Raw genomic sequence first — 15,285 nt, forward strand, 5'->3', positions numbered from 1 at the left:
AGTAAGGAGAAATGTCTGAGATTGAAAAGAAATGGTACGTATTGCGTGCTATTAGCGGAAAAGAAGCTAAGGTAAAGGAATACCTTGAAGCTGATATTAAAAACAGCGACCTTGGTGATTATGTATCTCAGGTATTGATTCCTACCGAAAAGGTATATCAGGTTCGCAATGGTAAAAAAATTGTGAAGGAGAGAAGTTATCTTCCTGGTTACGTTTTGGTGGAGGCTGCTCTGGTGGGTGAGGTTGCTCATCACTTGAGAAATACTCCTAATGTGATAGGATTCTTGGGAGGTTCGGATAAACCCGTTCCTCTGAGACAGTCGGAAGTGAATCGCATACTTGGTACGGTCGATGAATTGCAGGAGTCAGGTGAAGACTTGAATATCCCGTATGTAGTTGGAGAGACTGTAAAGGTGAATTACGGTCCGTTCAGCGGATTCAGTGGAATCATTGAAGAAGTAAACACCGAGAAGAAGAAACTAAAGGTCATGGTCAAAATATTCGGTCGGAAAACTCCGCTTGAATTGGGCTTTATGCAAGTTGAAAAAGAATAGTACAGGTGTTACGCTGTAGTATTCTTCATTAATTTTTATATATAAATCAATTAAAAAATGGCTAAAGAAGTTGCTGGACTAATCAAATTACAGATTAAAGGAGGCGCGGCAAATCCATCACCTCCCGTTGGACCTGCTTTAGGTTCTAAGGGAATTAACATCATGGAATTTTGCAAGCAATTCAACGCCAGAACCCAGGACAAAGCAGGAAAAATACTTCCTGTGATTATCACTTACTACGCAGATAAGTCTTTCGATTTTGTAATCAAGACTCCTCCCGTGGCTATCCAATTGTTGGAAGTGACGAAGCAAAAGAGTGGTTCTGCTGAGCCTAACCGTAAGAAAGTTGCCGAGATTACTTGGGAACAGGTTCGTACGATTGCTCAGGACAAGATGGTTGACTTGAACTGTTTCACTGTAGAAGCTGCCATGAAGATGGTTGCAGGTACAGCTCGTAGTATGGGTATCGCTGTAAAAGGGGAGTTCCCGGTTAATAACTAATAAACTTCAATTAGAATGGGTAAACTGACAAAAAATCAAAAGTTGGCTGCAGAAAAAATTGAAGCAGGGAAAGCATACTCTCTCAAAGAAGCTGCTCAATTGGTGAAAGAAATTTCTTACACCAAGTTTGATGCTTCTCTGGATATTGACGTACGTTTGGGAGTTGACCCGCGTAAGGCTAATCAGATGGTGAGAGGTGTTGTATCACTTCCGCATGGTACTGGTAAGGTTGTACGCGTTTTGGTGCTTTGTACACCGGATGCTGAAGCTGCTGCAAAAGAAGCTGGAGCTGACTATGTTGGTCTTGACGAATATATTGAAAAGATCAAAGGTGGATGGACTGATATTGATGTAATCATCACTATGCCGTCTATCATGGGTAAGATTGGTGCGCTCGGTCGTGTGCTCGGTCCTCGTGGATTGATGCCTAATCCGAAGAGTGGCACTGTAACTATGGATGTTGCTAAAGCTGTGAAAGAAGTAAAACAAGGCAAGATTGATTTTAAAGTTGATAAAAGCGGTATTGTTCATACTTCTATCGGTAAAGTTTCATTTAGTGCTGATCAAATTCGTGACAATGCGAAAGAATTCATCTCTACTTTGAATAAATTGAAACCGACTGCAGCCAAGGGTACATATATTAAGAGTATTTATCTTTCTAGCACGATGAGTGCGGGCATCAAGATTGACCCGAAATCAGTAGAAGAAATCTAATAAAACGGAGTAATAATGAGAAAGGAAGATAAAAGTACGATTATTGAGCAGATTGCTGCTACAGTGAAGGAATACGGTCACTTCTATTTGGTAGATACCACTGCTATGAACGCTGCTGCTACAAGTGCGTTGAGAAGAGAATGTTTCAAAGCGGACATCAAATTGATGGTAGTTAAGAATACATTACTCCATAAAGCATTGGAAAGCTTGGAAGGTGATTATTCTCCGCTTTTTGGTTCATTGAAAGGTACAACTGCCGTAATGTTCAGCAACGTTGCTAACGCTCCGGCTAAGTTGATTAAAGATAAATCAAAGAATGGAATTCCCGGACTGAAAGCTGCATATGCAGAAGAAAGCTTCTATGTTGGTGCTGACCAGTTGGATGCTCTCGTAAGTATCAAGAGTAAGAACGAAGTTATTGCTGATATCGTTGCCCTGTTGCAATCACCAGCCAAGAATGTTATTTCTGCTCTACAATCAGGTGGTAACACCCTCCACGGAGTTCTTAAGACTCTTGGTGAACGTCCCGAAGCGTAAATTTCGGACCAAAATTTATTATCAATTTATTTAGTATTTAAACAATTAAAAATCATACAAAAATGGCAGATTTGAAAGCTTTTGCAGAACAATTAGTTAACTTGACAGTAAAAGAAGTTAATGAACTTGCAACTATCCTGAAAGAAGAATACGGTATTGAACCTGCTGCTGCAGCTGTTGCTGTTGCTGCTGGTCCTGCAGCTGGTGGTGCTGCTGCCGCAGAAGAAAAAACTTCTTTCGATGTAGTATTGAAGAGTGCCGGTGCAGCTAAACTTCAAGTAGTTAAAGCCGTTAAGGAAGCTTGCGGTCTTGGTTTGAAGGAAGCTAAGGACATGGTTGACGGTGCTCCTAGTGTAGTAAAAGAAGGTTTAGCTAAGGACGAAGCAGAATCATTGAAGAAAACATTGGAAGAAGCTGGAGCTGAAGTTGAACTTAAATAACATTGACCTGTAAATCAGGAGATTCGGTAAGGAACCCTTCGTGAAAAGGGTTCTTTACCTTTTTGTGTATATATTTAAAATTAAGTTCTACAAATCCATTAACAGATGTCTTCAAATACTGTAAATCAAAGAGTTAATTTTGCTTCGACTAAGAATCCGCTTGAATATCCGGATTTTCTGGAAGTACAATTGAAGTCATTCAAAGACTTTTTACAACTGGATACCCCACCCGAGAAGCGTAGGAATGAGGGACTGTATAAAGTATTTGCTGAAAACTTCCCTATTGCCGATACAAGAAATAATTTTGTTCTTGAGTTTTTGGACTACTATATTGATCCGCCGCGCTATACAATTGATGAATGTATAGAGCGAGGGCTTACATATAGTGTGCCTTTAAAGGCAAAATTGAAATTATATTGTACCGACCCTGACCATGAGGATTTTGATACGGTCATCCAAGATGTATTCCTTGGTCCTATTCCTTACATGACGGATAAAGCGACATTTGTCATCAACGGTGCGGAGCGTGTTGTTGTATCTCAGCTTCATCGTTCACCGGGTGTGTTCTTTGGACAGAGCGTACATGCCAACGGAACCAAGTTGTACTCAGCTCGTATTATCCCCTTCAAGGGATCATGGATTGAGTTTGCTACTGACATAAATAATGTTATGTATGCCTACATTGACCGTAAAAAGAAATTGCCTGTAACAACGTTGTTGAGAGCTATCGGTTTTGAGAATGATAAGGATATTCTCGAAATCTTTAATTTGGCTGAAGACGTAAAGGTGAACAAAACGAATCTAAAGAAGATTGTTGGTCGTAAATTGGCTGCACGTGTCTTGAAAACATGGATTGAGGATTTTGTAGATGAAGATACTGGTGAAGTCGTTTCTATTGAGCGTAACGAAGTAGTTATTGATCGTGAAACCGTAATTGAGTCGGAGCATGTTGATATTATATTAGAGTCGGGCGTTCAGAATATCCTCGTACACAAGGAGGAACCGAACCAGTCTGATTACTCCATTATATATAATACCCTGCAGAAAGATCCGAGTAATTCGGAAAAAGAAGCTGTACTTTACATCTACCGTCAGTTGCGTAATGCAGATCCGGCAGATGATGCCAGTGCACGCGAGGTTATCAATAACCTGTTTTTCTCGGAAAAGAGATATGACCTGGGTGATGTAGGCCGTTATCGTATCAACAAGAAATTGAACTTGACGACTGATATGGACGTGCGAGTTCTCACCAAAGAAGATATTATTGAGATCATCAAATATCTTATCGAGTTGATTAACTCAAAGGCGGACGTGGATGATATCGACCATTTGAGCAACCGTCGTGTACGTACAGTAGGCGAACAGTTGTCCAACCAGTTTGCTATCGGTTTGGCACGCATGTCACGTACCATCCGTGAGCGTATGAACGTTCGTGACAATGAGGTCTTTACCCCGATTGATTTGATTAACGCCAAGACTATATCTTCTGTTATCAACTCTTTCTTCGGAACAAATGCATTGTCACAATTCATGGATCAGACCAATCCGTTGGCTGAGATCACTCACAAGCGTCGTATGTCTGCTTTGGGGCCCGGTGGTTTGTCACGCGAACGTGCCGGTTTCGAGGTACGTGACGTACACTATACACACTATGGCCGTCTTTGTCCGATTGAGACTCCTGAAGGTCCGAATATTGGTTTGATTTCTTCGCTTTGTGTTTTTGCTAAAATCAATGAACTCGGTTTCATTGAGACGCCTTACCGCAAGGTGGAAAATGGTAAAGTGGATCTTTCTGATGAAGGATTGGTTTATTTGACTGCGGAGGAAGAAGAAGCTAAGATTATAGCTCAGGGTAATGCACCTTTGAATGATGATGGCACGTTTATTCGTGACAAAGTGAAAGCTCGTCAGGATGCCGACTATCCAGTAGTCACTCCGGATGAAGTGGAACTGATGGATGTATCTCCCCAACAAATCGCTTCTATTGCAGCTTCTTTGATTCCTTTCCTTGAACATGACGATGCTAACCGTGCGCTGATGGGATCAAATATGATGCGTCAGGCAGTTCCTTTGTTGAAGAGTGAAGCACCGGTAGTAGGTACAGGTATTGAACGTCAGTTAGCACGTGATTCCCGTACGCAGATCACTGCTGAGGGAGATGGCGTGATTGATTTTGTTGATGCTACGACTATCCGCATTTTGTATGATCGTACGGAGGAAGAAGAGTTTGTAAGCTTTGAGCCTGCATTGAAAGAATATAATATTCCTAAATGGCGTCGGACTAATCAGAACATGACTATCGATCTTCGTCCGATTTGTGAGAAGGGACAACGTGTAACGGCAGGGCAGATTTTGACTGAAGGTTATTCAACCGAAGACGGAGAATTGGCTTTGGGTAAGAACTTACTGGTTGCCTATATGCCTTGGAAGGGATATAATTATGAGGATGCCATTGTCTTGAATGAACGAGTGGTTCGCGAAGACCTTTTGACTTCTATACACGTAGAAGAGTATTCTCTGGAGGTTCGTGAAACCAAACGAGGTATGGAAGAATTGACTTCTGATATCCCTAATGTAAGTGAGGAAGCTACGAAAGATTTGGATGAGAATGGTATTGTGCGTGTAGGGGCGCGTATCGAACCGGGTGATATCCTTATCGGTAAGATTACTCCGAAAGGAGAGTCCGATCCTTCTCCGGAAGAAAAGCTGCTCCGTGCCATCTTTGGTGATAAAGCAGGTGATGTGAAAGACGCTTCTTTGAAGGCCTCTCCTTCTTTGAAAGGTGTGATTATTGGAAAGCGTCTGTTCTCTCGAGTTATCAAGACTCGTAGTTCCAAATTGGCGGATAAGGCTCTATTGCCAAAGATTGACGATGAATTCGATGGAAAGATTGCTGAATTAAAGAAGATTTTGGTCAATAAACTGTTGAAGCTAACTGAAAACTATACTTCGGAAGGAGTAAAAGACTATATGGGTGCTGATGTCATTTCCAAAGGGGCTAAGTTCTCTGCTTCAGATTTTAGTGATTTGGATTTCACTGCTATTCAATTAAGTAATTGGACCAAGGATGAACATACTAATGGTTTGATCCGCGCATTGGTGATGAATTTTATCAAGAAATACAAAGAACTTGATGCTGAACTGAAGCGTAAGAAGTTTGCTATTACCATTGGTGATGAATTGCCTGCGGGTATCATTCAAATGGCGAAAGTTTATATTGCTAAGAAGCGTAAGATTGGTGTGGGTGATAAAATGGCTGGTCGTCATGGTAATAAGGGTATTGTTTCTCGTGTAGTACGTCAAGAGGATATGCCATTCTTGGCTGATGGTACTCCGGTGGATATCGTCTTAAATCCGTTGGGTGTGCCTTCGCGTATGAATATCGGGCAGATTTTTGAAGCTGTTTTGGGACGTGCCGGTAAGAAGTTGGGTGTGAAATTTGCTACTCCTATTTTTGACGGTGCTTCATTGGATGATCTGAATGAATGGACTGATAAGGCAGGTCTTCCCCGTTATGGTAAAACGACGTTATATGATGGCGGTACGGGTGAGGCTTTCGAACAGCAAGCAACTGTCGGTGTGACTTATATGTTGAAACTTGGACATATGGTCGAAGATAAGATGCATGCACGTTCCATCGGCCCGTACTCACTTATTACACAACAGCCTTTGGGCGGTAAAGCACAATTCGGTGGTCAGCGTTTTGGAGAAATGGAAGTTTGGGCACTCGAAGCTTTCGGCGCCGCACACATCTTGCAGGAAATCTTGACTATTAAGTCCGATGATGTTGTAGGACGTTCCAAGGCTTATGAAGCAATTGTAAAGGGTGAGCCAATGCCCACTCCGGGTATTCCTGAATCATTGAATGTGTTGTTGCATGAGTTGAGAGGTTTGGGCTTGAGTATCAACCTTGAATAATGGGAAAATTGAGGGTGAGCGATGTATCGTTTCATTCTCAATTACCTGTTCATTTTCTAAATTATCAATAGTCAATTATCAATTATATATAAAAGTATGGCTTTTAGAAAAGATAACAAGATAAAGAGTAATTTCTCGAAAATCTCTATCGGTTTGGCTTCTCCCGAAGAAATCCTTGAGAACTCGAGTGGTGAAGTTTTAAAGCCTGAAACCATCAACTATCGTACATATAAGCCTGAACGTGACGGCTTGTTCTGCGAGCGTATCTTTGGTCCTATCAAGGATTATGAGTGTCATTGTGGTAAATATAAACGTATTCGTTATAAGGGTATAGTTTGCGACCGTTGTGGCGTGGAAGTAACAGAAAAGAAAGTACGCCGTGAGCGTATGGGACATATTCAGTTGGTTGTTCCGGTAGCTCATATTTGGTATTTCCGTTCACTTCCTAATAAAATTGGTTACTTGTTGGGATTGCCCACCAAGAAGCTGGACGCTATCATTTATTACGAGCGTTATGTTGTTATTCAGCCGGGTATTTTATCTGATGAGATAGCACAATATGATTTGCTTGAAGAAGGAGAATATTTGGATCTTTTGGAAAAATTGCCGAAAGATAATCAATTCCTGGAAGATTCGGATCCCAATAAGTTTATTGCCAAGATGGGAGCTGAGGCAATCTATGATTTACTCGCCCGTCTTGATCTTGATGCTTTGTCTTATGAGTTGCGTCACCGGGCTGGAAGTGATGCTTCCCAGCAACGAAAGAGCGAAGCTTTGAAGCGTCTTCAGGTGGTTGAATCTTTCCGTGCATCTCGTGGACGTAACAAACCTGAATGGATGATTGTACGTATTGTACCCGTTATTCCGCCTGAACTTAGACCGTTGGTTCCATTGGATGGTGGTCGTTTCGCAACTTCAGATTTGAATGATCTTTATCGTCGTGTTATTATTCGTAACAACCGTCTGAAAAGATTGATTGAAATCAAAGCTCCGGAAGTAATTTTGCGTAATGAGAAGCGCATGTTACAGGAAGCTGTTGATTCATTGTTTGATAACTCCCGTAAGTCAAGTGCGGTGAAGACTGATGCTAATCGTCCGTTGAAGTCTCTTTCTGATAGCTTGAAAGGTAAGCAGGGACGTTTTCGTCAAAACCTGTTGGGTAAACGTGTTGACTACTCTGCACGTTCGGTAATCGTTGTTGGACCGGAATTGAGAATGGGAGAGTGCGGTATTCCTAAATTGATGGCTGCTGAACTTTATAAACCGTTTATTATCCGTAAACTGATTGAACGTGGCATTGTAAAGACTGTGAAGAGTGCCAAGAAGATTGTGGACCGTAAGGAACCTGTTATTTGGGACATTTTGGAACATGTTATGAAAGGTCATCCGGTATTGCTAAACCGTGCCCCGACACTTCACCGTTTAGGTATTCAGGCATTTCAACCTAAGATGATTGAAGGTAAAGCTATTCAGCTTCATCCGTTAGCATGTACGGCATTTAATGCTGACTTCGATGGTGACCAGATGGCTGTTCATTTGCCTTTGAGTAATGATGCTATTCTGGAAGCACAGATGTTAATGCTCCAATCACATAATATTTTGAATCCTGCTAACGGAGCCCCTATCACTGTACCTGCTCAAGATATGGTTCTTGGTTTGTATTATATCACTAAGCTGCGTAAAGGTGCAAAAGGTGAGGGATTGATTTTTTATGGTCCTGAAGAAGCTCTTATTGCATATAATGAAGGTAGAGTGGATATTCATGCTCCGGTCAGCGTTATTGTAAAGGATGTTGATGAAAGTGGTAATATTGTGAACAAGATGATGCATGATACATCTGTAGGACGTGTTATTGTAAATGAAATTGTTCCCGCAGAAGCTGGGTATATCAATACAATTATTTCTAAAAAATCACTTCGCGATATTATCAGCCATGTAATTAAAGTATGTGGTGTTGCTAAGGCTGCTGACTTCCTTGATGGAATAAAAAATCTCGGTTACTATATGGCCTTTAAAGGTGGTTTGTCATTCAACTTGGGTGATATCATCATTCCGGAAGAGAAGGAAGCATTGGTTCAGAAAGGTTACGAAGAGGTGGAGCAGGTTATCAATAACTATAATATGGGATTCATCACCAATAACGAACGCTACAATCAGGTAATTGACATTTGGACACATGTAAACTCTGAATTGTCTAATATTCTGATGAAAACAATCTCAAGTGATGACCAAGGTTTTAACTCTGTGTATATGATGTTGGATTCTGGTGCTCGTGGTTCTAAGGAGCAGATTCGTCAGCTTTCCGGAATGCGTGGTTTGATGGCAAAACCGCAAAAAGCTGGAGCTGAGGGTGGTCAGATCATTGAAAATCCTATTCTTTCTAACTTTAAGGAGGGTCTGTCGGTGTTGGAGTACTTTATATCTACCCACGGCGCTCGTAAGGGCTTGGCTGATACAGCTTTGAAAACAGCCGATGCCGGATATTTGACTCGTCGTTTGGTGGATGTTTCTCATGATGTGATTATTAATGAGGAAGATTGTGGTACGCTCCGAGGATTGGTTTGTACAGCTTTGAAGAATAATGATGAGGTGATCGCTACTTTGTATGAGCGCATTCTTGGTCGTGTCTCGGTACATGATATTGTCCATCCTACAACGGGCGAATTGATTGTTGCCGGTGGAGAAGAAATTACTGAGGATGTTGCACAGAAGATTGAAGACTCTCCGATAGAGAGTGTCGAAATTCGTTCTGTATTGACTTGTGAATCTAAGAAAGGTGTCTGCGCTAAGTGCTATGGTCGTAATTTGGCTTCCAGTCGCATGGTTCAAAAGGGCGAAGCTGTTGGTGTGATTGCTGCGCAGTCCATTGGAGAGCCGGGTACACAGTTGACATTACGTACTTTCCACGCCGGTGGTACGGCTGCTAATATTGCTGCTAATGCAAGTATTGTGGCTAAAAATCCTGCACGTTTGGAATTCGAAGAGCTTCGTACAGTAGATGTAATTGATGAAGCAGGTGAACCTGCTAAGGTGGTAGTTGGCCGTTTGGCCGAAGTTCGCTTTGTGGATGTGAATACGGGTATTGTGCTTTCTACACATAATGTACCCTATGGTTCAACATTATATGCAACTGACGGTGAAATGGTAGAAAAGGGCAAGTTGATTGCTCGTTGGGATCCGTTTAATGCAGTTATTATTACTGAAGCAACTGGTAAAATTGAATTCGAGGGTGTAATTGAAAACGTAACCTATAAGGTGGAATCTGATGAATCTACCGGTTTACGTGAAATCATCATCATCGAATCTAAAGATAAGACGAAAGTACCTACTGCTCATATTATGACAGAAGATGGTGAGTTGATCCGTACTTATAATTTACCTGTGGGTGGTCATGTGGTAGTTGAAGATGGAGAGAAAGTAAAAGCCGGTGAAGTTATCGTGAAGATTCCGCGTGCTGTAGGTAAGGCAGGTGATATTACAGGTGGTCTTCCTCGTGTTACTGAATTGTTCGAAGCTCGTAATCCTTCTAATCCGGCTGTAGTTTCTGAAATTGACGGTGAGGTTACAATGGGTAAGGTGAAGCGTGGTAATCGTGAAATCATTGTTACTTCCAAGACAGGTGAGATTAAGAAATATCTTGTACCGTTATCTAAGCAGATTCTGGTACAGGAGAATGACTATGTACGTGCTGGTACTCCGTTGTCTGATGGTGCTACTACACCTGCTGATATTCTCGCAATCAAAGGTCCTACGGCTGTACAAGAATATATCGTGAATGAAGTACAAGACGTATACCGTCTGCAAGGTGTGAAGATCAATGATAAGCATTTTGAAATTATTGTTCGTCAAATGATGCGTAAGGTCGAGATTGATGAGCCGGGAGATACTCGTTTCTTGGAGCAACAAATTGTGGACAAACTGGAATTTATGGAGGAAAATGATCGTATTTGGGGAAAAAAGGTCGTTCTTGATGCAGGAGATTCACAAAACATGCAGGCTGGTCAAATTGTTACAGCTCGTAAGCTTCGTGATGAGAATTCCATGTTGAAACGTCGTGACTTAAAACCTGTGGAAGTACGTGATGCAGTACCTGCCACCTCTACACAGATTCTTCAAGGTATTACACGTGCAGCTTTGCAAACTTCAAGCTTCATGTCTGCTGCTTCTTTCCAGGAAACAACGAAAGTGCTTAATGAAGCTGCTATTAATGGGAAAATTGACCGTTTGGAAGGAATGAAAGAGAATGTTATTTGCGGCCATTTGATCCCTGCTGGTACAGGACAGCGTGAGTTTGAGAAAATTATCGTTGGTTCTAAAGAGGAATACGATCGTATGCTTGCTAATAAGAAAACGGTACTTGATTATGCTGTAGATGAAAAAGAAGAATAATATTAGTTGACGCAATTAATCATTCTTTATATGGATAAGAGGTGAGGTCAGATAGGCCCCACCTCTTTGTTTTTATTTAAATGATGTTTTTGTTATATATTGTAATGTTTGGCCTTTAGAATTATTGTTTTATTTATAACTTCTTTGTGGCTTCATTCGAAAGGCGTATATTTGCTTCCACTTATTATGAATAACAAAAGATGAAAAGTCAGGAAAACAACAATGCTCAGTTGCAAATAGAACTGAAAGAAGAAGTAGCGCAAGGAACATACGCTAATCTTGCTATTATTACCCATTCAAGTTCAGAGTTTATTCTGGATTTTGTACGTGTGCTGCCAGGCATGCCTAAAGCAGGAGTGCAATCACGAATCGTGTTGGCTCCGGAGCATGCCAAACGTTTGATGCGCGCACTTGAAGAAAATATCGGTAAATATGAATGTGCCTTTGGAACGATCCGCATGCCGGATGAACAGTTGCTCTCACCATTGCCCAATATTAAAGGGGAGGCATAAAATCAAAAAAAACTTGTAGTGCATTGATTATTCAAAACTTATTCGTATCTTTGCAGCCCAAAAGTGTATAGTTTCGAATTAATATAAACAATAATATATAACTAAAAACAATTAAAATGCCTACAATTCAACAATTAGTAAGAAAAGGGCGCGAGGTATTGGTTGAGAAAAGTAAATCTCCTGCCTTGGATTCTTGTCCTCAAAGACGTGGCGTTTGCGTGAGAGTGTACACAACCACTCCGAAAAAACCGAATTCAGCTATGCGTAAAGTCGCTCGTGTGCGTTTGACTAACGGTAAAGAGGTTAACTCTTATATTCCGGGAGAAGGTCACAATTTGCAAGAACACTCCATTGTATTGGTTCGTGGTGGCCGTGTGAAAGACCTTCCGGGTGTACGTTATCACATTGTTCGTGGTACATTGGATACAGCAGGTGTAGCAGGTCGTACTCAAAGACGTTCAAAATATGGTGCAAAACGTCCGAAGCCAGGTCAAGCAGCTCCTGCTAAAAAGAAATAATAAAGCGCTTAACGCTGAACTGTAAAATAAAAAGTAATAACATACGTTTTAGTTTGTTGGAAATGCTAACGGTTGAGTAAATTCCTCGGTGGAGGGGTTGAAGAAAACATAGAGTAAACAGCCAAAAACGAAAACATTATTCTTTCAGACAAATGAGAAAATCAAAACCGAAAAAACGCGTTATCCTTCCGGATCCCGTGTTTAGTGATGTGAAAGTTTCCAAATTCGTGAATCATCTGATGTATGATGGTAAGAAGAATACTTCTTATGAAATCTTTTATGCTGCATTGGAAACTGTAAAAAATAAAATGCAGAATGAAGAGAAGTCTGCTCTTGAAATTTGGAAAAAAGCATTGGATAACGTAACTCCTCAAGTGGAAGTAAAGTCTCGCCGTGTAGGTGGTGCTACTTTTCAGGTTCCTACAGAAATCCGTCCTGATCGTAAAGAATCAATTTCGATGAAGAATTTGATCCTCTTTGCACGTAAGCGTGGTGGTAAATCAATGGCCGACAAATTGGCTGCTGAAATCATGGATGCTTTCAATGAACAGGGGGGAGCTTATAAGCGTAAAGAAGATATGCACAGAATGGCTGAAGCTAATCGTGCATTTGCTCATTTTAGATTCTAATACAATAAGAAGCTAACCAATTAAAGATTAAAAACTTAAAGTAAAAGGAATTAGAAAATGGCAAAGCATGATTTACATTTGACACGAAATATCGGTATCATGGCTCATATTGATGCCGGAAAAACAACAACTTCTGAGCGTATTCTGTTCTATACAGGCTTGACACACAAGATAGGTGAAGTACATGACGGCGCTGCTACAATGGACTGGATGGAACAGGAGCAAGAGCGTGGTATTACAATTACTTCTGCTGCTACAACTACTCGTTGGAAATATGCAGGTGATACTTATAAAATCAATTTGATTGATACTCCGGGACACGTTGACTTTACTGCTGAAGTGGAGCGATCACTCCGTATATTAGATGGTGCTGTTGCTGCGTACTGTGCTGTTGGGGGAGTTGAACCGCAGTCTGAGACTGTATGGCGTCAGGCTGATAAGTATAACGTACCACGTATTGCTTATGTAAATAAAATGGACCGTTCGGGCGCTGACTTTTTTGAGGTAGTTCGGCAGATGAAGGATGTTTTAGGAGCTAATCCATGTCCTATTGTCGTTCCTATTGGCGCTGAGGAGTCTTTTAAAGGGTTGGTTGACCTTATTAAAATGAAAGCTATCTATTGGCATGATGAAACTATGGGGGCTGATTACTCAGTAGAGGATATTCCTGCTAATTTGGTAGATGAAGCCAACGAATGGAGAGACAAAATGCTTGAAAAAGTAGCGGAATTTGATGATGCTTTAATGGAAAAGTATTTTGATGATCCTTCTACAATTACGGAAGAAGAAGTCTTGAGGGCTCTTCGTAATGCAACAGTGCAAATGGCAGTTGTTCCGATGTTGTGTGGCTCTTCATTCAAAAATAAGGGGGTACAAACATTACTTGATTATGTTTGTGCATTTTTACCTTCTCCATTGGATACTCCAAACATCATTGGTACTAATCCTGACACTGGTGCTGAAGAAGATCGTAGACCGGATGATGATGAAAAAACATCGGCATTGGCATTTAAGATTGCTACAGATCCGTATGTCGGTCGCTTAACATTTTTCCGTGTTTACTCGGGCAAAATTGAAGCGGGCTCTTATATCTATAATAGCCGTTCTGGTAAGAAAGAGCGTGTATCTCGTTTGTTTCAGATGCACTCAAATAAACAGAATCCGGTTGAGGTGATTGGTGCTGGTGATATTGGTGCTGGTGTAGGGTTTAAAGATATTCATACGGGTGATACTTTGTGTGATGAAGCGGCTCCGATTGTATTGGAGTCAATGGATTTCCCAGAACCTGTTATCGGTATTGCTGTTGAGCCTAAAACTCAGAAAGATATGGATAAATTGTCTAACGGTTTGGCTAAGTTGGCTGAAGAGGATCCGACATTTACTGTTAGAACAGATGAACAGACAGGTCAGACGGTCATCTCTGGTATGGGTGAGCTTCACTTGGATATTATTATCGACCGTTTGAAACGTGAGTTCAAGGTTGAATGTAACCAGGGTAAACCTCAGGTAAATTATAAAGAAGCTATTACTAAGACTGTCAACCTGCGTGAAGTTTATAAGAAACAATCAGGTGGTCGCGGTAAGTTCGCAGATATCATTGTGAATATCGGCCCGGTGGATGAAGACTTTGTTCAGGGTGGTCTGCAGTTTGTAGACGAAGTGAAGGGCGGTAACATTCCTAAAGAATTTATCCCGTCTGTACAAAAAGGCTTCACTACTGCCATGAAAAATGGTGTGCTGGCCGGTTATCCTTTGGACTCTTTGAAAGTAACGTTGCTTGATGGTTCGTTCCATCCGGTAGACTCTGATCAGTTATCCTTCGAAATCTGTGCTATTCAGGCATACAAGAATGCTTGTGCTAAGGCAGGTCCGGTTTTGATGGAGCCTATCATGAAGTTGGAGGTTGTTACTCCGGAAGAGAACATGGGTGACGTGATTGGTGACTTGAACAAGCGCCGTGGGCAAGTAGAGGGCATGGAATCAAGCCGTTCTGGAGCTCGTATCGTGAAGGCAATGGTTCCGCTGGCAGAAATGTTTGGATACGTAACAGCGTTGCGTACTATCACTTCTGGCCGTGCAACTTCTTCAATGACATATTCACACCATGCTCAGGTTTCTAACTCTATCGCTAAGGCGGTATTGGAAGAAGTGAAAGGTCGTACAGACTTAATCTAAAAACAGCTAAAGTCCGTAGGTTAGCGAATGACTCTTAACCTACGGAGCTTTATCTTATTATAATAACACTATTAATAATTAAGACAGTAATGAGTCAAAAAATTAGAATCAAACTGAAATCTTACGACCACAACTTGGTTGACAAATCAGCTGAGAAGATTGTAAGAACGGTGAAGACAACGGGCGCCATCGTTAGCGGTCCAATTCCTCTTCCTACGCATAAGCGTATCTTTACCGTAAACCGTTCGACTTTCGTTAACAAAAAGTCGCGTGAACAATTCGAACTCTCTTCTTATAAGAGACTGATTGACATCTATAGCTCAACAGCTAAGACTGTAGATGCTCTGATGAAGTTAGAGTTGCCGAGTGGTGTGGAAGTAGAAATCAAAGTGTAAGTA

Annotated in this window: 12 protein-coding genes; all 12 read left to right on the plus strand. The window is 41.2% G+C overall.

Annotation, left to right across the window (positions count from 1 at the left end; genetic code table 11):
• The first annotated feature begins 11 nt into the window (after positions 1-11).
• Positions 12-554: a transcription termination/antitermination protein NusG gene (gene nusG, locus BACHE_RS05240; protein ID WP_013546665.1), complete on the plus strand. Its 543-nt coding sequence runs from the start codon at positions 12-14 to the stop codon at positions 552-554.
• 57 nt (positions 555-611) lie between these two features.
• Complete coding sequence (rplK, locus tag BACHE_RS05245; RefSeq protein WP_005825722.1) at positions 612-1,055, plus strand: 50S ribosomal protein L11; 444 nt, start codon at positions 612-614, stop codon at positions 1,053-1,055.
• 15 nt (positions 1,056-1,070) lie between these two features.
• Entirely contained in the window at positions 1,071-1,769 is a 699-nt protein-coding gene (rplA, locus tag BACHE_RS05250; RefSeq protein ID WP_013546666.1) for a 50S ribosomal protein L1, read from the plus strand.
• A 15-nt stretch (positions 1,770-1,784) separates the two neighbouring features.
• On the plus strand, positions 1,785-2,306 hold the full coding sequence (gene rplJ, locus BACHE_RS05255) for a 50S ribosomal protein L10 (RefSeq protein WP_013546667.1): 522 nt from the start codon (positions 1,785-1,787) through the stop codon (positions 2,304-2,306).
• A 62-nt stretch (positions 2,307-2,368) separates the two neighbouring features.
• Positions 2,369-2,746, plus strand: coding sequence for a 50S ribosomal protein L7/L12 (gene rplL / locus BACHE_RS05260; RefSeq protein ID WP_007662129.1), 378 nt, complete (start codon positions 2,369-2,371; stop codon positions 2,744-2,746).
• A 105-nt stretch (positions 2,747-2,851) separates the two neighbouring features.
• Entirely contained in the window at positions 2,852-6,664 is a 3,813-nt protein-coding gene (gene rpoB / locus BACHE_RS05265) for a DNA-directed RNA polymerase subunit beta (protein WP_013546668.1), read from the plus strand.
• A gap of 96 nt (positions 6,665-6,760) precedes the next feature.
• Positions 6,761-11,053 (plus strand): DNA-directed RNA polymerase subunit beta', encoded by a 4,293-nt coding sequence (gene rpoC / locus BACHE_RS05270; protein WP_013546669.1) that lies wholly within the window; start codon positions 6,761-6,763, stop codon positions 11,051-11,053.
• Between the two features lie 200 nt (positions 11,054-11,253).
• A complete protein-coding gene (locus BACHE_RS05275; RefSeq protein ID WP_013546670.1) occupies positions 11,254-11,565 on the plus strand; it encodes a DUF3467 domain-containing protein in 312 nt (103 codons plus the stop codon).
• Between the two features lie 116 nt (positions 11,566-11,681).
• Entirely contained in the window at positions 11,682-12,083 is a 402-nt protein-coding gene (gene rpsL / locus BACHE_RS05280; protein WP_005825712.1) for a 30S ribosomal protein S12, read from the plus strand.
• Positions 12,084-12,235: 152 nt separating this feature from the next.
• On the plus strand, positions 12,236-12,712 hold the full coding sequence (rpsG, locus tag BACHE_RS05285; protein ID WP_013546671.1) for a 30S ribosomal protein S7: 477 nt from the start codon (positions 12,236-12,238) through the stop codon (positions 12,710-12,712).
• Positions 12,713-12,769: 57 nt separating this feature from the next.
• On the plus strand, positions 12,770-14,887 hold the full coding sequence (gene fusA / locus BACHE_RS05290) for an elongation factor G (protein WP_013546672.1): 2,118 nt from the start codon (positions 12,770-12,772) through the stop codon (positions 14,885-14,887).
• 89 nt (positions 14,888-14,976) lie between these two features.
• Entirely contained in the window at positions 14,977-15,282 is a 306-nt protein-coding gene (gene rpsJ / locus BACHE_RS05295) for a 30S ribosomal protein S10 (protein ID WP_004291244.1), read from the plus strand.
• Positions 15,283-15,285 lie beyond the last annotated feature (3 nt).

The sequence above is a fragment of the Bacteroides helcogenes P 36-108 genome (assembly GCF_000186225.1).
Lineage (GTDB): Bacteria > Bacteroidota > Bacteroidia > Bacteroidales > Bacteroidaceae > Bacteroides > Bacteroides helcogenes.